The organism is Jannaschia sp. Os4, assembly GCF_016820245.1.
Lineage (GTDB): Bacteria > Pseudomonadota > Alphaproteobacteria > Rhodobacterales > Rhodobacteraceae > Jannaschia.
Genome location: NZ_JAFCAR010000001.1, coordinates 535,526 through 555,943 on the forward strand (window position 1 = coordinate 535,526; position 20,418 = coordinate 555,943).

The following is a 20,418-nucleotide window of genomic DNA, read 5'->3' on the forward strand; positions in this document are numbered from 1 at the left end:
GGGGAGGTGCCCCCCACAGGGAGAGACAACCATGAAACTCGGCACCCTCGCCGTCGCGGCCATCTGCGCCGCCGCCCCCGCCGCCGCGGACCTCGTGTTCCCGTCGCTGTCGTACCGCACCGGCCCCTACGCCGCCGGCGGCATCCCCTTCGCGGACGGCTACGCGGACTACTTCACGCTCCTCAACGAGCGCGACGGCGGCATCGGCGGGGTCGAGACCCGCGTGCTGGAGTGCGAGACGGGCTACAACACCGAGAAGGGCGTCGAGTGCTACGAGTCGACCAAGGGTGAGGGCTCCCTCGTCTACCAGCCGCTCTCGACCGGCATCACCTATCAGCTGATCCCCAAGACCGCCGCCGACGGCATCCCGCTCCACACGATGGGCTACGGCCGGACCTCCGCCGCCAACGGCGCGGTGTTCAACAACGTGTTCAACTACCCCGGCACCTACTGGGACTCGGCCTCCGTGATCGTGAACCACATCATGGACCAGGAGGGCGGCGACCTTTCGGGCAAGAAGATCGCGCTGGTCTACCACAACTCCGCCTACGGCAAGGAGCCGATCCGCACCCTCGAGGACCTGTCGGCGAAGCACGGCTTCGAGCTGACGCTGCTGCCGATCGACCATCCGGGCCAGGAGCAGAAGTCCCAGTGGCTGCAGATCCGGCGCGAGCGCCCGGACTACGTGGTGATGTGGGGCTGGGGCGTGATGAACCAGGTCGCCATCCAGGAGGCCGCCAACATCCGCTTCCCGATGGACAAGTTCATCGGCAACTGGTGGGCCGGCTCCGAGAACGACGTGCGCCCGGTGGGCGAGGCGGCGGACGGCTACAAGTCGCTGGCCATGCACAACGTGGGCGACGACTTCCCGGTCTACGCCGACCTCGAGGAGCACGTCTACGGACCCGGCCTCGCGGCGGGCGCGGGCGACCAGGCGGGCACCGTCCTCTACAACCGCGGCATGTACGCGGCCATGCTCGCCGCCGAGGCGGTGAAGAAGGCGCAGGAGATCCACGGCGAGGCCGACATCACCCCCGCGATGATGCGCGACGGGATGGAGGCGCTGTCGGTCGACGACGCGCTGATGGAGAGCCTCGGGATGCCCAACTTCGGGCCGACCTTCTCCGTCTCGTGCGAGAACCACGGCGGGTCGGGCCAAGCCAAGATCCAGCAGTGGGACGCGTCCGCAGGCGAGTGGACCGTCATCACCGACTGGATCAGCCCCGACGCCGAGGTGATCGCCCCGCTGATCGAGGAGGACTCGGCCGCCTACGCCGCCGAGAACGGCATCGAGCCGGGCTGCTCCTGACGCCCTTCGGGCCGCCCTCCCCGGAGGGCGGCCCGTCCCACGGACCCGGAGGCCCGGCCATGCGCCGCATCGTGCCGCTCCTGCTCCTCGCGCTCTCGGCCTGCGCGCTCGACCGGCCCGAGGGCCTCTCCTGCCCCAGCCTCCCAGTCGACGCGCCCGCGCCCGTGCTCTCCAGCCAGTCCGAGGGCGGGGACGTGCTGGAGGCGACGACCAACAGCATGATCGCCGCCATCGAGGCCGAGGCGCCCGCCGCCCGTGCGATCCCCACGCCGCAGGTGCGCCGCGCGCCCGCCGCCCCGCCCATCACGCTGCGCATCGTGACCCTCTCGGCGGGCGGCCAGTACGGCGCGTTCGGCGCGGGCGTGCTGCGCGGCTGGTCCGAGGCGCCGGGCGGACGCCCGACCTTCGACGTGGTGACCGGCGTCAGCGCGGGCGCCATCCTCGCGCCCATCGCCTTCGCCGGACCGGAGTTCGACGGCGCGCTCGACTTCTACCGCGGGCTGGACGCCGACCGCGTGTCGCGCGGGCGGTTCCTTCCCGCGCTCCTGCGCGCGCCCTCGCTGCGCGACGCGTCCCCGCTGCGCGCCTTCCTCGCCCGCGCGCTCTCGCCCGCGCTCGTCTCCGCGATCGCGGCGCGCCACGCGCAGGGCGACCGGCTGCTCGTGGCCGCGACCAACCTCGACACGACGGCGGGCGAGGTGTTCGACCTCGGCGCGGGCACGGCGGACGGCGCGCCCTGCCTCGCGGCCGCGATGCAGGCCTCGGCGGCCATCCCCGGCGTCCTGCCGCCCGTCGCCATCGACGGCGCCCTCTACGCGGACGGGGGCCTGCGGGAGCAGGTGTTCTTCCAAGCCATCGACACCGCCCGCGCCCGCATCGCCCGCGAAACGGGGCGCGAGGTGCGCGTGGAGGCCTTCCTCGTCGTGAACGGCGCGCTCGTCCCGCCGCAGGCCCCGGTGGAGGACCGGCTGCTCTCCTACATCGGGCGGGCCGTGGAGACCTTGGCCGACGAGGTGCTGCGCGACTCGATCCTCGACGCGGTGCGCTTCGCCGAGGGGCGGCCCGGCTGGACGCTGCGCGGGCTGGCGGCGCAGGACGTCGACCTGTCGCCCTGCCTCGCGCCCGGCGAGGGGACGCCGACCGGCACCTTCGACCCCTGCGTGACCCGCGTGCTGTTCGACCACGGGCGCGGGATCGGGCGGGGGCTGCCGAACGGCTTCCTGTCGGCGGCGGACCTGCGTAGGCTCGCGGCGGAACTCTGAGGGAGGGGACCATGCTGGACGCCAAGCCGGACGCCGACGCGACCGCCACGCAGGGCGAGGCCCTGCTGGAGGTCAACAACATCGAGGTGATCTACAACCACGTCATCCTCGTGCTGAAGGGCGTGTCGCTCTCGGTGCCCAAGGGCGGGATCACCGCGCTCCTGGGCGGCAACGGCGCGGGCAAGTCGACCACGCTCAAGTCGATCTCGAACCTCCTGCGCTCCGAGCGGGGCGAGGTGACGAAGGGCTCGATCCTCTACCGCGGCCAGCGCATCCAGGACCTGACGCCCGCCGACCTCGTGGAGAAGGGCGTGATCCAAGTGATGGAGGGGCGCCACTGCTTCGAGCACCTCACCGTCGAGGAGAACCTGCTGACCGGCGCCTACACCCGCCGCGACGGGGGCCGCGCGACGAAGGACGACCTCGAGATGGTCTACGAGTACTTCCCCCGCCTCAAGGAGCGGCGGGCCTCGCAGGCGGGCTACACCTCGGGCGGGGAGCAGCAGATGTGCGCCATCGGGCGCGCGCTGATGTCCCGCCCCGAGACGATCCTCCTGGACGAGCCGTCGATGGGCCTCGCGCCCCAGCTGGTCGAGCAGATCTTCGGCATCGTGAAGCGGCTGAACGAGGAGCAGGGCGTGACCTTCCTCTTGGCCGAGCAGAACACCAACGTCGCGCTCCGCTTCGCGCATCACGGCTACATCCTCGAATCGGGGCGCATCGTCATGGAGGGGCCGGCGGCGGAACTGCGCGAGAACCCCGACGTGAAGGAGTTCTACCTCGGCATGTCCGAGGAGGGGCGGAAGTCGTTCCGCGACGTGCGCTCCTACCGGCGGCGCAAGCGCTGGCTGTCGTAGGGACCGCACGCCCGCGGCGTCCGATCCGCCGGGGGCGTCGCCCCCTGGGGAAATTTCAGGGACACCGAATGGGCCGGACGAGTCCGCCGACGCCGCGCGGCGCTAGGTCGCCCGCCGCTGGCGCGCCACCTCCCGCAGGTCCGCGTCGGTGTCGTGCTCGTCCATGATCTCGGCGCCGATCAGCGTCTCCATCACGTCCTCCATCGTCACCAGCCCCGCCGTGCCGCCGTAGTCGTCCTCGACCAGCGCGACGTGGGTGTCCCCTTCGAGGAAGAGGTCGAACAGCGCGTCGAGGTCCATCCCCTCCGGCACGCGCGGCAGGTCGCGCGCGAACTCGCCCACGGTGCGCTCCCCCTCGCCGCGCAGGGCGGCCAGCAGCAGCTCCCGCGTCAGGACGAAGCCGCGCACCTCGTCCAGCGAGTCGCCGGTGACGGGGAGCCGGGAGTAGGGGAAGGCCTCGCGCTCGGCAACCACGTCGGCCACGGTCGCGTCCGCCGACAGATGCTCGACCACCGTGCGGGGCGTCATCACCTCGCGCGCCGCGGTCTCGGGCAGGCGGAAGAGGTTGGACACGATCCGCGTCTCGTCCTCCTCGATCACGCCGAGGCGCTGGCCCGCCGTGGTCAGCGCCGTGATCTCCTCGCGCGAGACCTCCTCGCCCGAATGGCCCCGCGTCAGCAGCTTGGTCAACCATTGCGACATCCACACCAGCGGAAGCTGCGCCCAGATCAGGATCGGCAGCACCCGCACCGCGAAGGGCGCGAGCCCCCGCCAGTAGGTCGCGCCCAGCGTCTTGGGCACGATCTCCGACAGCACGAGGATGCCCAGCGTCAGCACCGCCGAGAAGATGCCCACGCCCGCGTCGTCGAACACCACCGCCGCCTGCGCCCCCGCGCCGGTCGCGCCGACCGTGTGGGCGATGGTGTTGAGCGACAGGATCGCGGCGAGGGGGCGCTCGATGTCGGCGCGGAGCCTGCGCAGCTTGGCGGCGAGGTCGGGGCGCTCCGCCTCGGCGGCCTCGACGTAGGAGGGGGTGATCGACAGCAGCACCGCCTCGAGGATGGAGCACAGGAACGAGACCCCGATGGCGAGGACGACGAAGAGGATCAGCAGGGTCATGGCGGCCTTCGGTCTGGTCTGGGGGGCCATGTAGCACGGATGCGCCGCTTGCCTTCCCCTGGACGCCGCGCCACCTCCGGCCCATGCGCGCCTTCGTCGGCCTCCCCGTCCCCGAGCCTTGGGTCACGCCGCTGATGCGGGCGCAGGCGCGCCTGCCCGGCGGGCGGCCCGTGGACGCGGACGACCTGCACGTCACGCTGGCCTTCCTCGACGACCAGCCCGAGCACCGGCTGGAGGCGCTGCACGACGCGCTGGAGGGCCGCGCCCTGCCCAGCGCGACGCTGACGCCCGCCGCCTACGTCCCCTTGGGCAAGCGGCCCAACCTCGTGGCGCTGGACCTTGCGCCCGACGCGGGGCTGGCGGCGCTGCGCGACCTCGTGCGCGGCTGCTGCCGCTCCGCCGGGATCGACCTGCCGCGCGAGCGCTTCCGCCCGCACGTCACGCTGGTCCGCTTCCCGGCCGCACGCCCCCCGTCCGGTCGGCTGCCCGCCGCGCTGGCGGGCCTCGGCGCCCCCGGGATGGCGCCCGCCCCCGCCGCGCAGGCGGTGCTCTGGTCGTCCACGTTGACTCCCGACGGGCCGATCTACGACCCTCTGGCGACCTATCCACTGGCCGCGCCCCCCGAGGTTCCCCGATGACCGAACGCATCCCCTGCCGAACGCCTGCCAACCCCGAGGGCGGCACGTCGAACATCCCCGCGTGGAAGTACGACGCCTTCGCCCGTGCCATCCGCGCGGCGCTGGCCGACGGGCCGATGCGGCAGGCGGAGGTCAAGGACGCCGCCGCCGCCCACCTGACCGACGAGGAGCGCGCGGCGATGGGGTCGCTGGGCTGGCACGCGACCACGGTGCGCCTCGAGATGGAGGTGCGCGGCGACCTGCGCCGCCTGCCGGGGGCGCCGGTGCGGGTGGCGCTGCCCTAGGAGGGAACCGCGCCTCGCCGGGCCCCGTTCCCCGGGCAGGAGGTGCGACGATGATCAGGACCGGATTGGGCGCGCTCGCGCTGAGGACCGGACGGATGGTGGAGCGAGGGCTGGAGCGGATCGGCGACCGCCCCGACGACGCGCCCGTGCTCGACCCCTACATCGGCTACGCGACCCCCGAGGGCCTCGTGCTGCGCGCGCGCGTCCTGTCCCACCTGCGCCGGGCCGAGCCCAACCCCCGCCAGTCCAAGTGGACCAACCTCAGGCAGATGGCCTCCCTCTTCGTGACCGACGAGGTGTCGGGCGTCCCCGTCTCCGCGCGCGGCATGACCGCGACCTCGGACGCCGAGGGCTACGTCACCCTCACCGTCCCGCGCGCCGACGGCGAGAGCGGGTGGATCGACGTCGAGGCGACGGTGGGCGGCCCCACCGGAGGTGCCTCGGCCCTCTGCCCCGTCCGGGTGCCGCCCGCGTCGGCAGAGCACATCGTGATCTCGGACGTGGACGACACGATGATCCGCACCGGCGCCCACAGCCTCGCCAAGAACCTCTGGACCACCTTCACCGGCTCGGCGCTCACGCGGGAATGGCACGAGGACGCCCCCGCGCTGATGGACGCGCTGGCCGAGGGCGGGCGCAACCCGGTCTTCTACGTCTCCTCCTCGCCGTGGAACCTGCACCAGTTCCTCGAGACGCTGCTGTTCGAGCGGGCGGGCCTGCCACGCGGGCCGATGTTCCTGCGCGACCTCGGCGTGACGGAGGACGGGGTGGGCCAGTCCCATCTGGGGCACAAGGCGACCGCCATCGACACGATCCTCGCGGCGAACCCGGACCTGCCCTGCTACCTGCTGGGCGACACGGGCCAGAAGGACAGCGCCGTCTACCTCGCCGCCGCGCGCCGCCATCCCGGGCGCATCCGGGGCGTGGCGCTGCGCGAGCCCGCCGAGGGCGTGTCGGGCGACGACGCCGACGAGATCGCCGCGCTGGAAGGGCTGGACGTGCCCGTCTGGCACGGTCCATCCCTTGCGGGTGCCGCGAGCCTGTGGGGGATGCATGAGCCACTACGACGACCTGGAGACGCAGTCGCCTGAGGCGCGCCGCGCCCGGCAGGACGAGGCCCTGCGCGCGGTGGCGGGCATCGGTCTGGACGACCTGTCCTCCCGCCCCGTCCTGCGGAAGTCGGACCTGATGGAGCGACAGGCCGAGGATCCGCCCTTCGGCGGCCTGACGGTCGGCAACGTCGCGCAGGTGTTCCAGTCCCCCGGCCCGATCTACGAGCCCGGCGGCGTGACTGAGGACTGGTGGCGGCTCGGCCGCTTCCTCCATGCGGCGGGGATCGGGTCGATGGACGTGGTGCAGAACTGCTTCGGCTACCATCTTACGCCCGCGGGCCACATCTTCGAGAACGGGGCACGCGCGGTCCATGCGGTCGTGATCCCGGCAGGCACGGGTCAGACGGACCTGCAGGTGCGCGCGGCCCGCGACGTGGGCGCGACGGCCTATGCGGGGACGCCGGACTACCTGAAGGTCATCCTCGACCGGGCCGACGAGATGGGGGTGGAGCTGGGCTTCCGCCGCGCCGCCGTGTCGGGCGGGGCGCTCTTCCCCTCGCTGCGTCAGGAGTATGCCGACCGGGGAATCGCGTGCCTGCAGTGCTACGCGACCGCCGACCTCGGCCTCGTCGCCTACGAGAGCCAGTCGCAGGAGGGCATGATCGTCGACGAGGGGGTCATCGTCGAGATCGTCACCCCCGGCACCGGCGACGCCGTCCCCGAGGGCGAGGTGGGCGAGGTCGTCGTCACGTCGCTCAACCCCGACTACCCGCTGATCCGCTTCGCCACGGGCGACCTGTCGGCCGTGCTGCCGGGGCAGTCGCCCTGCGGGCGCACCAACATGCGGATCAAGGGCTGGATGGGCCGGGCCGACCAGACGGCGAAGGTGAAGGGCATGTTCGTCCGCCCCGAGCAGGTGGCCGAACTGGTCGCCGCGCTCGACGGGGTCGAGCGGGTGCGCGTGGTCGTCACCCGCGACGGGGAGCGGGACGCGATGGCGATCCGCTACGTCGGGGACGCCGATCCCGCGACCGTCGAGGTGCGAGCGGGCGAGGTGCTGAAGCTCAAGGGCGAGGCGGAGCGGCGCGACGACCTGCCCCGCGACGGGGTGGTGATCGAGGACGCGCGCGTCTACGACTGATGCCGCGCCGCAGCATCGCCCTTCCCAACCGGGAATACCCGACTATGGTGGTCGGGTAACCTTCCCGGAGGACGCCATGCCTGCCCTGCCCGTCCCCGAGATCGCGCGCGATCGGCAGCCCCCGCTGATCGCGTGGCTGCGCCTCGCGGCCTTGGAGTGCCGGATCGCGCCGCCTCCAGGCCTCCCCGCCGAGGGCGCCATGCGCATGGCCGAGGCGGAGGACATGGCGGCCATGCTCGCGCGCCTGCTGCCGGCGCTGCTGTTCCGGCGCCCGGTGCTCCTGCGGCCCGGCTCCCCGGGGCGGTCCTTCGACGAGGACTGGCTGCTCGCCCTCGCGCGCGCGGAGGTCTCGGGGGACCGGCGGTCCGCCCGGTTCCTGCTCGCGCGCCGGGCGCGGCCCGACGGGGCGGCGGTCCTCCGGATGCTGGTCGGCGACCTCGCGGCGCGCCTCGGAACGGACGGACCCGCGCCCTGAACGCGAAACGGCCGCCCCGGGGGGCGGCCGTCGGAGGACGAGGTCGGCGGCGGCTCAGACGCGCGCGGCGCGGGCCTGCTCGACGATCGAGGCGAAGGCCTCGGGCTCGTGCACGGCGAGGTCGGCGAGGACCTTGCGGTCCAGCTCGATGCCCGCCTTGTTCAGGCCGTCGATGAAGCGCGAGTAGGTCAGCGTCTCGTCGATGGCGCGCACGGCGGCGTTGATCCGCTGGATCCACAGGGCGCGGAACTGCCGCTTGCGGTTCTTGCGGTCGCGCGTGGCGTATTGGTTGGCCTTGTCGACCGCCTGCGTGGCGGTGCGGAAGGTGCGCGAGCGGCGGCCGTAGTAGCCCTTCGCGGCCTTCAGGACCTTCTTGTGACGGGCGTGGGTGACCTTGCCGGAGGTGACTCGGGACATGTCTCAGGCTCCTCTCAGCGGTCGTAGGGCATGAAGCCCTTGACGATCTTGGCGTCCGGCTCGGACAGGGTGGTCATGCCGCGCGCGTCGCGGATGAACTTGTTGCTGCGCTTGATCATGCCGTGGCGCTTGCCGGCCTGACCCGCCAGCACCTTGCCGGTGGCGGTCACCTTGAAGCGCTTCTTGGCGCTCGACTTGGTCTTCATCTTGGGCATTTCGGGCTCCTTCTCCTGCGCCCCCGAAGGGGCCCGCGCGGTCGAGGCATCCCAATCGCCCGCCGCGCGCGAAGCCGCCCCCTACGCGGTCGGCCCCGACGGTGCAAGACCCGCGCGGGGGCGCCGGGACGGCCCGCGCGGGACGTCCGGCGGAGGCGGCGTCAGCGCAGGATGCGCGCCACGATCTCGACGAACCCTTCGGGAACGACCGTCCAGGTCACGCTCCGGTCGGCCTCCCAGACCCAGAAGAACAGCCCCGCCGCGATCAGGAGGACGAGCCAGCCGAACCAGCTCGTCCGGCGCTCGACCCACGCCGAGACCACCGCGGTGAGCGAGATCGCGAGCAGCGTCGTGGCGATGACCACCACGACCGGCCAGTCGAAGACGGGGGGGAGGTCGAGGTCCGGCACCGGGGGCACCGTCCCCCACCACGCCGCGACGCGGCCCCACGCTCCGACCAGCCACGCCCACGCCACGGCGAACCCGTCGGCGATGGTCTGGAGGACGGACGCGGGGCCCTCCTCCACCTCAGTCGACCTCGGCTCCGAAGATCAGGCGCTCGTCGCAGGGCGCGACGCGCAGGATGTTGGTCGATCCCGCGACGTTGAACGGGATGCCCGCCGTGACGACCACCTGGTCCTCCGCCTCGGCGAAGCCCGCGTGCTTGGCGGCGCGCACGGCCGAGACGACGGCGAACTTGAACCGCTCGACCGGCTGCGTGACGACCGCGTGGGTGCCCCACGACAGCACGGCGCGCCGCGCGGTCGCGTCGAAGGGCGTCAGCGCGATGATCGGCACGCGCGGGCGCTCGCGCGCAACCTTCAACGCGGTCGAGCCGGAATGCGAGAACACGCAGATCGCCTTGACGTCCGTGGTCTCGGCGATCTCGCGGGCGGCCGAGACGATGGCGTCGGTGGTCGACGACTTCTGCGCGTCGCGCTGCGCCTCGATGATCTCGCGGTAGGGGTCGTTCGCCTCGACCTGCTCGGCCACGGCGTTCATCGTCGAGACGGCCTCCAGCGGGTACTGGCCCGCCGCCGACTCGGCCGACAGCATGATCGCGTCGGTCCCCTCGTAGATGGCGGTGGCGACGTCCGAGACCTCGGCGCGGGTGGGCATCGGGGACTCGACCATCGATTCGAGCATCTGGGTGGCCACGATGCAGGGCTTGCCGACCATGCGGCAGGCGCGGGTCAGCTTCTTCTGGATCGGCGGCACGGCCTGCACCGGCAGCTCCACACCGAGGTCGCCGCGCGCGACCATGATCCCGTCCGAGGCGGCGAGGATCTCGTCGAAGGCGTCGACGGCGGCGGGCTTCTCGATCTTGGACAGGATGGCGGCCCGGCCCTTGGCGAGGCCACGCGCCTCCTCGACGTCCGCCGCGCGCTGCACGAAGGACAGCGCCAGCCAGTCGACGCCGAGGTCGCACACGAACTCGAGGTCCTTGCGGTCCTTCTCCGACAGCGCCGCGAGGGGCAGCACCACGTCGGGGACGTTCACGCCCTTGCGGTTCTTGATCGTGCCGCCGGTGACGACCGAGCAGTCCGCGAAGTCCGGCCCGCAGGCCTCGACCTTCAGGCGCAGCTTGCCGTCGTCCACGAGGATCGTCGCGCCGCGCTCCAGCGCCTCGAAGATCTCGGGGTGGGGCAGTTGCACGCGGGTCGCGTTGCCCGGCTCGTCGGTCAGGTCGAATCGGAAGGGCTGGCCCTCCTCGAGCTCGGCCTCGTCGCCCTCGAACGTGCCGCAGCGCAGCTTGGGCCCCTGCAGGTCCGCGAGGATGCAGATCGGGCGCCCTGTGTCGCGCTCGATGTCGCGGATGATGTTGTGGCGGGCGCGAATCTCGTCGTGGCCGCCATGGGACATGTTCAGGCGGAACACGTCGGCCCCTGCCTCGAACAGGGCGCGGACGGTGTCGTAATCCTCGGAGGCGGGTCCGAGCGTGGCGACGATCTTGACGTTGCGGTGGCGTCTCATGGGGCTCCTGCCATGTGGCGATAGCGCTGACAGGGCCAATAAAGGACCCCCCGTGCAGCGCAAGGGACGGGGCGGCTGGCGCCGTCGGGATGTGACGATTACGGAAAGCGGCATGGATGGCCCTTCGTTCCACGTCACGCCCGGCGCCTCGCCGCGCTGGGTGCTCACCTGCGACCACGCGTCCAACCGCGTGCCCCCCTCGGTCAACGGCGGCGACCTCGGCCTGCCGCCGGAGGACATGGCGCGCCACATCGCGTGGGACGTGGGCGCGGCCGGCGTCACGCGGGGGCTGGCCGCGCGGCTGGGCGCGGCGGCGGTGGAGAGCGACTTCTCCCGCCTCGTGATCGACCCCAACCGGGGCGAGGACGACCCCACGCTGCTGATGCGGCTCTACGACGGGACGGTGATCCCGGCGAACCGCCACGCGGACGCGGGCGAGAAGGCGCGGCGGCTCGACGCGTTCCACCGGCCCTACCACGCCGCGCTGGCGGGCCTGCTGGCCGATCGGCCGGGGGCGGCGCTCTGCGGCATCCATTCCTTCACGCCGCAGCTGCGGGGCCGCCCCCCGCGCCCGTGGCAGGTGGGCGTGCTCTTCGCGTCCGACACCCGCCTGTCGGACCGGCTGATCGCGCGGCTGCGGGGCGAGCCGGACCTCTGCGTGGGCGTCAACGAGCCCTACAGCGGGGCGCTGCCGGGCGACGCGATGGACCGGCACGCGCTTTCGGTCGGGCGCCCCCACGTGTTGATCGAGGTCCGCAACGACCTCATCTCGACCCCGGGGGGCCAGGCCGAATGGGCCGACCGCCTCGCGCCGCTGCTGGAGGCGGCGCTCGACGACATGCTCGCGATGGAGGAGGCCGCGCAATGACCGAGATGGACCCGCAGACCCGGCTGGAGGTGGAGGCGGCGGCGTTCCGGCGCCTGCGCGCGCACCTGATGGAAGAGCGGCCCGACGCCCAGAACATCGACCTGATGAACCTCGCGGGGTTCTGCCGGAACTGCCTGTCGCGCTGGGCCCAAGAGGCGGCGTCCGAGCGCGGCGTCGAGATGTCCAAGGACGAGGCGCGCGAGTGGTACTACGGGATGCCGATGTCCGAGTGGAAGGCGAGGCACCAGACCGAGGCGACGGACGCCCAGAAGGCGGCCTTCGCGGAGAGCCACGAGGAATGAGGACCGTCATCCCCGGACCCGATCCGGGGACCGAGAGGGGGAGAGATCCTCGGGTCGGGCCCGAGGATGACGGGTTGGCGGGGCGCCCCTAGCCCGCCTCCTCCGGCGCGATGCCCCAGAGGTCGCCCACGGGCACCCAGCCGCCGCGCGCGCCCGCCTCGATCCGGCACCAGCCGCCCTCGCAGCGGTCGAGCCACGCGATGACGCCGTGCTCCAGCACCGCCGCCGCCTTGGCCTCCGGGTCCGCCTTGCGCCGCATCTGCACCCGCTCGCCGCGCACGAGGACCGTGCGGGTGCCCGACAGCAGCGAGTAGTGCATCCAGCCCCCCTGCCCCTCGGCGTCCTGGACGCGGCGCCAGTGGCCGTACTCGTCGACGATCCGCACCGGCATGTGGCGGCGCTTGTAGACCCAGTCGATCCGGTGCTCCCGCGACGGCCCGCGCCGGGCGTAGCCCTCGGCGGCCTTCATCGAGACGAAGCGCGGAATGGGGAGGTCGGTGACGGGGCCGCGCATCTGCGCCTGCAACGGCGAAAGCGGCACGACCGCCATGACGGCGGCGAAGATCAGCTTGCGCATGGGAACGCTCCGAATACTGCTCGGCCGGGATCTGGCGCCCCGGTCCTCAAACTCGTCCACGGCGCCCCTTGCGCCGCAGGCCGACCCTGCCATGGTCGCGCGGAGGCCCCAAGCGTCGAGGGAGGACGATGGCCAAGCCGCGCCCCCGTGTTGTCGTCACGCGACGCCTGCCCGCCCCGGTCGAGGCGCGGATGGAGGAGCTGTTCGACGTGGCGCTCGCGCCCTCGGACGCGCCGATGGACCCGGACGCGCTGGCCGCCGCCCTGCGGGACGCCGAGGTGCTGGTGCCGACGCTGGACGACCGGCTGGACGCGGAGGCGCTCGGCCATGCGGGCGACGGCCTGCGCCTGATCGCCAACTACGGCGCGGGGGTGGACCACATCGACGTCGGCGCGGCGCACGCGCGCGGCGTGCTCGTGTCCAACACGCCGGGCGCGGCGACGGAGGACACCGCCGACATGACGCTGGCGCTGATGCTGGCCACGCTGCGCCGCGTGGCCGAGGGGGCGGCGGCGATGCGCGCGGGCGAATGGGCCGGCTGGGCGCCCGAGGCGATGCTGGGCCGGCGGCTGCGGGGCCTGAAGCTGGGCGTCCTCGGGATGGGCCGGATCGGGCAGGCGGTGGCGCGCCGGGCGCGGGCCTTCGGGATGGAGGTCCATTACCACAACCGCCGCCGCCTCCACCCCGGGCTGGAGGCGCCGCTCCGCGCGACCTTCCAGGAGAGCCTCGATCGCATGATGGCGACCGTGGACGTGCTGTCGGTGAACTGCCCGCACACGCCGGCCACCTTCCACCTCGTCAACGCCCGCCGCCTCGCCCTGATGCGCCCCGAGGCGGTGGTCGTGAACACGTCCCGCGGCGAGGTGATCGACGAGAACGCGCTGACCCGGATGCTGCGGTCCGGCGACCTCGCGGGGGCGGGGCTGGACGTGCTGGAGCGGGGGCACGGCCCGAACCCGCGCCTGCGCGCGCTGCCCAACGTGGTCCTGACGCCGCACATGGCCTCGGCCACGCGGGAGGCGCGGCTGGAGATGGGGGAGCGGGTGCTGCTCAACGTGCGGACATGGGTCGATGGGCACCGCCCGCCCGACCTCGTGCTGCCGGGGACGCTCTGAAACGACACCGCCCTTCGCGCGTTGGACCGTCGATCCGAGACGGGAGGCGTGCCCGATGCCGATGCTCCGAACCGCGCTCTTGATGGCGGCGATGACCGCGCTCTTCATGGGCGCGGGCTGGCTGATGGCGGGGATGCAGGGGGCGTGGATCGCCCTCGCCGTGGCGGCGGCGATGAACGTCTGGACGTGGTGGAACTCCGACAAGGCGGTGCTGCGGATGCACTCCGCCCGCCCGATCGCGCCGGGACAGGTCGGCGGCCTCCACGAGGCGACGCGGAGGATGGCGGACCGCGCGGGCCTCCCGATGCCCGCGCTCTACCTGATGGACACGCCCCAGCCCAACGCCTTCGCCACGGGGCGCGATCCGGAGAATGCCGCCGTGGCGGTGACGCGGGGGCTCCTGGAGCGGCTCTCGGCCGAGGAGGTGGCGGCGGTCGTCGCGCACGAGCTGGCCCACATCAAGAACCGCGACACGCTGATCATGACCGTCACCGCGACCTTCGCGGGGGCGATCTCGTTCCTCGCCAACTTCGGCCTGATGTTCGGGGGGCGCCGCGACGCGCCGATGGGGATCGTCGGCGTGCTGGCCATGATGGTCCTCGCGCCGCTCTCCGCCGTCTTGGTCCAGACCGCGATCAGCCGGACGCGGGAGTACGAGGCCGACCGGGTGGGCGCCGAGATCTGCGGGCGGCCCGACTGGCTGGCCTCGGCCTTGGCCAAGATCGCGGGCGGGGCGCGGGCCATCGACAACCACTCCGCCGAGCGCAGCCCCGCGACGGCGCACATGTTCATCGTCAACCCGCTGCACGCCCACGCCGTCGACGGCCTGTTCTCGACCCACCCGCCGGTGGAGCGGCGCATCGCGGCGCTGCGCGAGCTGACGGGGACGGCGTCGGCCGCCCCGGCTGCCGGGCGGCGCACGGCCGAGGGTCCGTGGGCGTGACGTCGGTCTGATCGGCGCGCCCGCGCGAAACGCGAGCGCAAGCGAGCCGCGCATCGCCGGGCCGTCCCCCGGCACGGCGATCGGTCAAGGTCCCGTGATGCGGGGGCGTCGTACGGGGGTGAGGGATAAAGCGCGTCGCGGCGGTGTCGGATCGCCGCGCCACGGCCCTGCGATGCGCTCGCGTCGGCGCGCTGGTCGAAGCAACGGCGGGGTGAACCCCGCCCTACCCGCCCAGCACCTTGTGCACCTCGTCGAGGTCGATGTCCCGCACGGGCATCTTGTTGGACGGATCGTCGAAGTCGTAGCCGAACAGCTTGAAGTCGCGGTGGTAGATCTCCCAGACGAGGTGCCGCGACAGGTCGTCGAAGTAGTCCTCGACCGGATGCGCCCGCTTCGGCCCGTGCCCCTCGGATTCGTTGAAGCGCGGCACCTCGGACAGGACGATCGGGACGGGCGTCTCGATGGCGTCCACGACGCGCTGCATCCCCTCGTCGAACCGCTCGGTCCACACGATCTCGTCAAAGCGGCCGCCGTTTGCGACGAAGGTGCCCACGTGCCCCGCCATGGCGGACCAGTGGATGTCGGGGTCCATCGGCTTGCGGAAGCGGATCGTGTCCCGCGCGAACAGCAGGAACCGCCGGAACGAGGCGATCTGGTCGAAGTCGAACCCGTCCTCGGGGGAGCCCACCTCCACCCCGTACTGCTGGGCGAGCTTGGGCACGAGGTTGCCGCGGTAGCGGCGCCCGTTGCGCTGGATGCCCGCGATCTTGTCGAAGAAGGACGACAGGATGCGGGTGTAGGGGTTGCGCACGCAGGTGAAGGCATAGGCCGTGTGGCCGGACACGGCGGCGGTGATCGGCGCGCGGCTCTCCTCGCGGGACCACTTGTGCAGGCCCTCGGTCGCGTCGTGGATGTCGCCGTCGAAGAACCGCCCGTGGTCCGAGTAGTAGAGGATCTGCCCGATCGACGAGCAGGCGCATTTCGGCACCACGCGGTACACCACGCTCTCCGATTCGGTCATCCATGTGCCCGGAAAGCCCATCGGCCGCTCCTTCTTCGCGTCGGGGGCCGCTCTGCCCCGCCCCTGCGGTGACATTGCGACGCCGTTGGGGCAATCGTCCCCGCGATGGCCAAGATCGCGTTCATCCTGCTGTGCCACAAGGACCCCGACGCCATCGTGCGCCAGGCGGAGGACCTGACGTCGCGCGGCGACGGCATCGCGATCCACTTCGACGCCCGCGCGCCCGACGCCGCCTACCGCACGATCCGCGAGAAGCTGGCCCACAATCCCAACGTCGCCTTCGCCACCAAGCGGGTGAAGGGCGGGTGGGGCGGCTGGAGCCTCGTGCAGGGCACGCTCAACGCCGTGGAGGCCGCGCTGGAGGCGTTCCCCCGCGCGACCCACTTCTACATGGTCTCGGGCGACTGCCGGGCGATCAAGTCCGCCGCCCACGCGAAGGCCATGCTGGACGCGCGGGACGCCGACTGGATCGAGTCGTTCGACTTCTTCGCCTCGGACTGGATCAAGACCGGCATCAAGGACGAGCGGCTGACCTACCGCCACTGGTTCAACGAGCGGACGCACAAGCGCCTGTTCTACGCCTCGATGGACCTCCAGCGCCGCCTCGGGCTGCAGCGGTCGCCGCCGGAGGACATCGAGCCGATGATCGGCTCGCAATGGTGGTGCCTGCGCCGCTCGACCATAGAGAAGGTCATGGCGTTCCGCCGCGAGCGCCCCGAGGTCGAGCGGTTCTTCCGCACCACGTGGATCCCGGACGAGACCTACTTCCAGACCCTCGTGCGCCACCTCGTGCCGCGCACCGAGATCGAGAGCCGGACGCTCACCTTCCTGATCTTCACCGACTACGGGATGCCCGCGACCTTCCACAACGACCACTACGACCTCTTGGTGGCGCAGGACTTCCTGTTCGCCCGCAAGATCAGCCCCGAGGCGCGCGAGCTGCAGGAGCGGCTGGGCGCGCTCTGGGCGTCGGACCGGCGCGACTTCCCCGTCGCGGGCGACGGGCGGCGCATGTTCGCCTTCCTCACCAGCCGGGGCCGCGAGGGGCGCCGCTTCGCGCAGCGCTTCTGGGAGCGCGAGGCGTCCTTGGGCCGCGAGCGCGAGGTGACGGTGCTGGTCTGCAAGAAGTGGCACGTCGCAAAGCGCCTCGCCGCCCGCGCGCGCGAGGTGCTCGACTGGCCGGTGCTCGACTACCTCTTCGACGAGGAGGAGGCCGCAATGCCCGACCTCGGCGGCGCCGAGCGGGGCCTCGAGAAGCGCAACCGCCACCGCCGCGCGACCCTGCGCCTGCTGCTGGCGCAGGCGGGCGGGGACCGGCTGGCCTTCTGCCTCGACCCCGCGCGCTTCGACATCCTGTCGGACCTGCACGCCGACCGGAACGTCACCCGCACGCTGCTGATCGACGTGGAGGCCGACGACGCCTACCTGCGCGGCCACGCCGCCCGCGTGGGCCTGATCGGCGACGCCACCCCCGAGGCCACGGTCGAAACGCTGATGCCCACGCTGCGGCAGGACTTCGCGCAGGAGGCCGAGCGCATCCGCGAGGCGGACCTGCCGGGGGTCGCGCGCCTCGCCCCCTCCATGGACGAGGACGCCCGCGCCGCGGCCATCGCCGAGGCGTTCGACTGCGCCCCCGACCAAGCGCGCGAGATCGCCCGCGCCCCCCATCTCTTCGACGACTGAAGGACCCGCCATGGCTTGGACCTACGACGACGCCAACATCTTCGCCCGCATCCTGCGCGGTGAGATCCCCAACAGGACGGTGGCCGAGACGGACCACACCCTCGCCTTCGAGGACATCCAGCCGCAGGCCCCCGTCCACGTGCTCGTCATCCCCAAGGGCCGGTACGTCTCCTTCGACCACTTCGCCGCGGAGGCGTCGGACGCCGAGATCGCCGACTTCCACCGCGTCGCCGCGCGCGTCTGCCGGGAGCGGGGGATCGCCTCGGACACCACCGAGGGCTTCCGCGCCATCACCAACGCCGGCGCCCACGGGGTGCAGGAGGTGCCGCACTACCACCTCCACCTGATCGGCGGGCGGCCCCTCGGGCGGATGCTGGCGAAGGCCGACGCATGAGGTTCCAGCCGCCCGCGAGCCACTTCGTCGACGGTGCCCGCTTGGAGGACGAGGGCGGCGCGCCCTTCGACGTGACCTATCCCGCCACGGGCGAGGTCATCGCGCGTCTGCACGCCGCCACCCCCGCCGTGATCGACGCCGCGCTCGGGGCGGCCAAGCGGGCGCAGGCCGGGTGGGCCGCCCTGACCGGCACCGAGCGGGGCCGCGTCCTGCGCCGCGCCGCCGAGATCATGCGCGATCGCAACCGCGACCTGTCGATCCTCGAGACCCACGACACCGGCAAGCCGCTGCAGGAGACGCTGGTCGCCGACGCCACCTCCGGCGCGGACGCCTTGGAGTATTTCGGGGGGCTGGCCGCGACGCTGACGGGCGAGCACATCCCGCTGGCGGGGGGCGACTTCGTCTATACCCGCCGCCGCCCCTTGGGCGTCTGCGTCGGCATCGGGGCGTGGAACTACCCCACCCAGATCGCCTGCTGGAAGGCCGCGCCCGCGCTCTGCGTGGGCAACGCGATGGTGTTCAAGCCGTCCGAGACGACGCCGCTCTCCGCGCTCAAAGTGGCGGAGATCCTGGTCGAGGCGGGCGCGCCCCCCGGCCTCTTCAACGTGGTGCAGGGCATGGGCGAGGTGGGCGGCGCGCTTGTGACGGACCCGCGCGTGGCCAAGGTCTCGCTCACCGGCTCGGCGCCGACGGGGCGGAAGGTCTATGCGGCGGCGGCGGACGGCATGAAGCACGTCACGATGGAGCTGGGCGGCAAGTCGCCCCTCGTGATCTTCGACGACGCCGACCTCGAGGACGCCGTGGGCGGCGCGATCCTCGGCAACTTCTACTCCTCGGGGCAGGTCTGCTCGAACGGGACGCGCGTGTTCGTGCAGCGCGGCATCAAGGAGCGGTTCCTCGCCCGCCTCGTGGAGCGGGTGAAGGGGGCCGTGATCGGCGACCCGATGGACGAGGCCACGAACTTCGGCCCCATGGTGTCCGAGCGGCAGGCGGAGATCGTGCTGGGCTACGTCGCCAAGGGCATGGCCGAGGGCGCGCGGCTGGTCCACGGCGGCACCCGGCTCGACCGGCCCGGCGTGTTCGTGGAGCCCACCATCTTCGCGGACGTGACCGACGGCATGACCATCGCGCGCGAGGAGATCTTCGGACCCGTGCTCTCCGTGCTCGACTTCGACACGGAGGAGGAGGTCATGGCGCGCGCCAACGCCACCGACCTCGGGCTGGCGGCGGGGGTGTTCACCCGCGACCTCGCGCGCGCGCACCGCGTGGCGGCGGGGTTCGAGGCGGGGACCTGCTACATCAACACCTACAACCTCGCCCCCGTGGAGGCGCCGTTCGGCGGGTCCAAGATGTCGGGCGTGGGTCGGGAGAACTCCAAGCTCGCCGTCGAGCACTACAGCGAGATGCAGGGCATCTACGTGGCGGCGGGCCCCGTGGAGGCACCCTACTAGACGCGGCCCGTCCGCCGGGGCATTTCGGCGGGCACGCGGGCCCATAGCTCAACTGGATAGAGCAGCCGACTTCTAATCGGCAGGTTGAGGGTTCGAGTCCTTCTGGGCCCGCCACGCCGCGCGGAAGGCGGGCGCGCGCCGCCCGATGCCCGCCGCGACGGCGAGGGCCGCGACGGCCACCAGCGCGCAGAGCATCCACTTGGTCGCCACCCCCATCGTCCCTTGGATCAGGAGCGCGTGCGCGACCGTGCCGCCCGCCGCGACCGTCACGAGCAGGCGGTGCGCGGCGCGCCACGCGCGCGGGGGCAGGCGACGGCGCCCGGCGGCGACGAGCGCGGCCACGAGGACGGCCGCGAGCGCGAGGACGCCCCAGACGGAGAACGGGGTGGGGGAGCGCAGCAGCAGCGCGTCGATCACGTCGGGCGGGCTGGTGACCCACAGGCCGCCGACATGGAGGGCGACCAGCGCGAGCAGCGCCATGCCGGTCCACGCATGGAGGCGGCGGCCCGCCGCGCCGGTCGCGCCGGGCAGCCAGCCGAGCGCGGCCACCGCCTGCACCAGCAGCAGGGCCAGCGCGGCGACCCCCGCGAGGCCCGCCGCGACGTAGGCCGCGTCGCGCCATTGCAGCAGCGGCGAGGTCGCGGCGACCGCGAGCGGGGCCAGCGTGGCGACCGCGAGCGCCACCCAGACCGCCGCCGCCCTCACGCGGGGGTCAGGACGAAGTCGACCTCCAGCGACGTCTCCGACGCGGAGGCCATGACGGGGCGCAGGAACACGGTCCCGTAGGCGCCGCCGCCGTAGCCCGCGTCCTGCTCGGCGTCGTAGGCGAGGTGGCCGTGCGGCTGGCCGAAGGCGGGCACGATCTGGGGCATCTCGATGGAGAAGCGGCCCTCCGCATCCGTCAGCGTCGCCCCGTGGGAGCGCGCGTCGCGCTCGTGCCCCTCGGTGGTGTGCGCCCAGACCTGGATGCGGTGGTTCGCCAGCGGCGCGCCGTCGCCCGCGCGGCGCACGGTGCCGAAGGTGGTGAACCCGCCCCCGCCGATCCGCGCCACGAGGGGCGCGCCGGGGCGGTAGTTGTTGGCGCCGCCGCGCATGGTCGGCGTGGGCGCGAGATCCTGCGCCCGCGCGCGGGCCGGGACGATCAGGGCCGCGCCGGCGGCGGCGAGCAGGCTGCGGCGGTCGGGACGGATCATGGCGGGTCTCCCTCTGGGGTTCGCCGGACAGGTAGTGCGTCCGGCGGCGCGGCGGGACCGACGCTCACGCCCGCGTGAACCCCGCGGGCGGGCCTCCGCCGAAGGGGGGGATCGGAACCCGCCGGACT

The 20,418-nt window shown here is 72.9% G+C and carries 24 protein-coding genes and 1 tRNA gene; 16 read left to right on the top strand and 9 right to left on the bottom strand.

Annotation, left to right across the window (positions count from 1 at the left end):
• The first annotated feature begins 31 nt into the window (after nucleotides 1-31).
• The 3 genes from JQC91_RS02750 to JQC91_RS02760 are packed head-to-tail and all read left to right on the top strand — an operon-like array spanning nucleotide 32 to nucleotide 3,428.
• Nucleotides 32-1,309 (top strand): ABC transporter substrate-binding protein, encoded by a 1,278-nt coding sequence (locus JQC91_RS02750; protein WP_203285235.1) that lies wholly within the window; start codon nucleotides 32-34, stop codon nucleotides 1,307-1,309.
• 59 nt (nucleotides 1,310-1,368) lie between these two features.
• The gene (locus tag JQC91_RS02755; RefSeq protein ID WP_203285236.1) at nucleotides 1,369-2,571 is read left to right on the top strand and encodes a patatin-like phospholipase family protein; all 1,203 of its coding nucleotides are present in this window, start codon (nucleotides 1,369-1,371) and stop codon (nucleotides 2,569-2,571) included.
• A gap of 11 nt (nucleotides 2,572-2,582) precedes the next feature.
• Entirely contained in the window at nucleotides 2,583-3,428 is an 846-nt protein-coding gene (locus JQC91_RS02760) for an ABC transporter ATP-binding protein (RefSeq protein WP_203285237.1), read from the top strand.
• Nucleotides 3,429-3,530: 102 nt separating this feature from the next.
• Here the strand turns inward: JQC91_RS02760 and JQC91_RS02765 are convergent, their stop codons facing one another.
• The gene (locus JQC91_RS02765; RefSeq protein ID WP_238941247.1) at nucleotides 3,531-4,547 is read right to left on the bottom strand and encodes a hemolysin family protein; all 1,017 of its coding nucleotides are present in this window, start codon (nucleotides 4,545-4,547) and stop codon (nucleotides 3,531-3,533) included.
• 83 nt (nucleotides 4,548-4,630) lie between these two features.
• Here JQC91_RS02765 and thpR point away from each other — a divergent pair, with 83 nt between their 5' ends.
• The 5 genes from thpR (at nucleotide 4,631) to JQC91_RS02790 (ending at nucleotide 8,137) form a co-directional block, all read left to right on the top strand.
• Nucleotides 4,631-5,185, top strand: a complete 555-nt coding sequence (gene thpR, locus JQC91_RS02770) for an RNA 2',3'-cyclic phosphodiesterase (protein WP_203285238.1) — start codon at nucleotides 4,631-4,633, stop codon at nucleotides 5,183-5,185.
• Nucleotides 5,182-5,469: a hypothetical protein gene (locus JQC91_RS02775; protein ID WP_203285239.1), complete on the top strand. Its 288-nt coding sequence runs from the start codon at nucleotides 5,182-5,184 to the stop codon at nucleotides 5,467-5,469. Before thpR ends, JQC91_RS02775 begins: the two co-directional genes overlap by 4 nt.
• Before the next feature lie 50 nt (nucleotides 5,470-5,519).
• Nucleotides 5,520-6,560: a phosphatase domain-containing protein gene (locus JQC91_RS02780; protein ID WP_203285240.1), complete on the top strand. Its 1,041-nt coding sequence runs from the start codon at nucleotides 5,520-5,522 to the stop codon at nucleotides 6,558-6,560.
• The gene (locus tag JQC91_RS02785) at nucleotides 6,523-7,662 is read left to right on the top strand and encodes a phenylacetate--CoA ligase family protein (protein WP_203285241.1); all 1,140 of its coding nucleotides are present in this window, start codon (nucleotides 6,523-6,525) and stop codon (nucleotides 7,660-7,662) included. Before JQC91_RS02780 ends, JQC91_RS02785 begins: the two co-directional genes overlap by 38 nt.
• 76 nt (nucleotides 7,663-7,738) lie before the next feature.
• The gene (locus tag JQC91_RS02790; RefSeq protein ID WP_203285242.1) at nucleotides 7,739-8,137 is read left to right on the top strand and encodes a hypothetical protein; all 399 of its coding nucleotides are present in this window, start codon (nucleotides 7,739-7,741) and stop codon (nucleotides 8,135-8,137) included.
• Nucleotides 8,138-8,191: 54 nt separating this feature from the next.
• Here the strand turns inward: JQC91_RS02790 and rplT are convergent, their stop codons facing one another.
• The 4 genes from rplT to pyk all read right to left on the bottom strand — a co-directional run bounded on the left by rplT (nucleotide 8,192) and on the right by pyk (nucleotide 10,743).
• Entirely contained in the window at nucleotides 8,192-8,554 is a 363-nt protein-coding gene (rplT, locus tag JQC91_RS02795; protein ID WP_203285243.1) for a 50S ribosomal protein L20, read from the bottom strand.
• Nucleotides 8,555-8,568: 14 nt separating this feature from the next.
• Entirely contained in the window at nucleotides 8,569-8,769 is a 201-nt protein-coding gene (gene rpmI / locus JQC91_RS02800; protein WP_203285244.1) for a 50S ribosomal protein L35, read from the bottom strand.
• A 161-nt stretch (nucleotides 8,770-8,930) separates the two neighbouring features.
• Nucleotides 8,931-9,296 (bottom strand): hypothetical protein, encoded by a 366-nt coding sequence (locus JQC91_RS02805; RefSeq protein ID WP_203285245.1) that lies wholly within the window; start codon nucleotides 9,294-9,296, stop codon nucleotides 8,931-8,933.
• A gap of 1 nt (nucleotide 9,297) precedes the next feature.
• Nucleotides 9,298-10,743 carry a pyruvate kinase gene (gene pyk / locus JQC91_RS02810; RefSeq protein ID WP_203285246.1) on the bottom strand — a complete coding sequence of 482 codons (1,446 nt, stop codon included), beginning with the start codon at nucleotides 10,741-10,743 and terminating at the stop codon, nucleotides 9,298-9,300.
• Nucleotides 10,744-10,855: 112 nt separating this feature from the next.
• On the opposite strand from pyk, the gene JQC91_RS02815 reads away from it, so the two are divergent.
• Together JQC91_RS02815 and JQC91_RS02820 are read left to right on the top strand one after the other, a co-directional pair.
• Nucleotides 10,856-11,611 (top strand): N-formylglutamate amidohydrolase, encoded by a 756-nt coding sequence (locus JQC91_RS02815; RefSeq protein WP_203285247.1) that lies wholly within the window; start codon nucleotides 10,856-10,858, stop codon nucleotides 11,609-11,611.
• Nucleotides 11,612-11,616: 5 nt separating this feature from the next.
• A complete protein-coding gene (locus JQC91_RS02820; RefSeq protein WP_203285508.1) occupies nucleotides 11,617-11,913 on the top strand; it encodes a DUF1244 domain-containing protein in 297 nt (98 codons plus the stop codon).
• Nucleotides 11,914-12,001: 88 nt separating this feature from the next.
• Here JQC91_RS02820 and JQC91_RS02825 read toward each other — a convergent pair whose 3' ends face one another.
• Nucleotides 12,002-12,490 (bottom strand): SH3 domain-containing protein, encoded by a 489-nt coding sequence (locus JQC91_RS02825; RefSeq protein WP_203285248.1) that lies wholly within the window; start codon nucleotides 12,488-12,490, stop codon nucleotides 12,002-12,004.
• A 128-nt stretch (nucleotides 12,491-12,618) separates the two neighbouring features.
• Between JQC91_RS02825 and JQC91_RS02830 the strand changes: the two genes are divergently transcribed.
• Both JQC91_RS02830 and htpX read left to right on the top strand, forming a co-directional pair.
• A complete protein-coding gene (locus JQC91_RS02830) occupies nucleotides 12,619-13,605 on the top strand; it encodes a D-glycerate dehydrogenase (protein WP_203285249.1) in 987 nt (328 codons plus the stop codon).
• A 55-nt stretch (nucleotides 13,606-13,660) separates the two neighbouring features.
• The gene (gene htpX / locus JQC91_RS02835; RefSeq protein ID WP_203285250.1) at nucleotides 13,661-14,548 is read left to right on the top strand and encodes a zinc metalloprotease HtpX; all 888 of its coding nucleotides are present in this window, start codon (nucleotides 13,661-13,663) and stop codon (nucleotides 14,546-14,548) included.
• 223 nt (nucleotides 14,549-14,771) lie between these two features.
• On the opposite strand, the gene JQC91_RS02840 is transcribed toward htpX, so the two are convergent.
• Complete coding sequence (locus tag JQC91_RS02840) at nucleotides 14,772-15,590, bottom strand: sulfotransferase family protein (protein ID WP_203285251.1); 819 nt, start codon at nucleotides 15,588-15,590, stop codon at nucleotides 14,772-14,774.
• Between the two features lie 84 nt (nucleotides 15,591-15,674).
• On the opposite strand from JQC91_RS02840, the gene JQC91_RS02845 reads away from it, so the two are divergent.
• The 4 genes from JQC91_RS02845 to JQC91_RS02860 all read left to right on the top strand — a co-directional run bounded on the left by JQC91_RS02845 (nucleotide 15,675) and on the right by JQC91_RS02860 (nucleotide 19,211).
• Nucleotides 15,675-17,252 carry a DUF5928 domain-containing protein gene (locus JQC91_RS02845; RefSeq protein WP_203285252.1) on the top strand — a complete coding sequence of 526 codons (1,578 nt, stop codon included), beginning with the start codon at nucleotides 15,675-15,677 and terminating at the stop codon, nucleotides 17,250-17,252.
• Nucleotides 17,253-17,262: 10 nt separating this feature from the next.
• Complete coding sequence (locus JQC91_RS02850; protein WP_203285253.1) at nucleotides 17,263-17,646, top strand: histidine triad nucleotide-binding protein; 384 nt, start codon at nucleotides 17,263-17,265, stop codon at nucleotides 17,644-17,646.
• Complete coding sequence (gene betB / locus JQC91_RS02855; RefSeq protein WP_203285254.1) at nucleotides 17,643-19,097, top strand: betaine-aldehyde dehydrogenase; 1,455 nt, start codon at nucleotides 17,643-17,645, stop codon at nucleotides 19,095-19,097. The genes JQC91_RS02850 and betB overlap by 4 nt, the downstream gene beginning before the upstream one ends.
• Before the next feature lie 37 nt (nucleotides 19,098-19,134).
• A tRNA-Arg gene (locus tag JQC91_RS02860) sits at nucleotides 19,135-19,211 on the top strand.
• Here JQC91_RS02860 and JQC91_RS02865 read toward each other — a convergent pair.
• Both JQC91_RS02865 and JQC91_RS02870 read right to left on the bottom strand, forming a co-directional pair.
• Nucleotides 19,170-19,802, bottom strand: a complete 633-nt coding sequence (locus tag JQC91_RS02865) for a ferric reductase-like transmembrane domain-containing protein (RefSeq protein ID WP_203285509.1) — start codon at nucleotides 19,800-19,802, stop codon at nucleotides 19,170-19,172. The two genes, JQC91_RS02860 and JQC91_RS02865, sit on opposite strands and share 42 nt — an antisense overlap.
• Nucleotides 19,799-20,290: a twin-arginine translocation pathway signal gene (locus JQC91_RS02870; RefSeq protein WP_203285255.1), complete on the bottom strand. Its 492-nt coding sequence runs from the start codon at nucleotides 20,288-20,290 to the stop codon at nucleotides 19,799-19,801. Before JQC91_RS02870 ends, JQC91_RS02865 begins: the two co-directional genes overlap by 4 nt.
• Nucleotides 20,291-20,418: the final 128 nt, after the last annotated feature.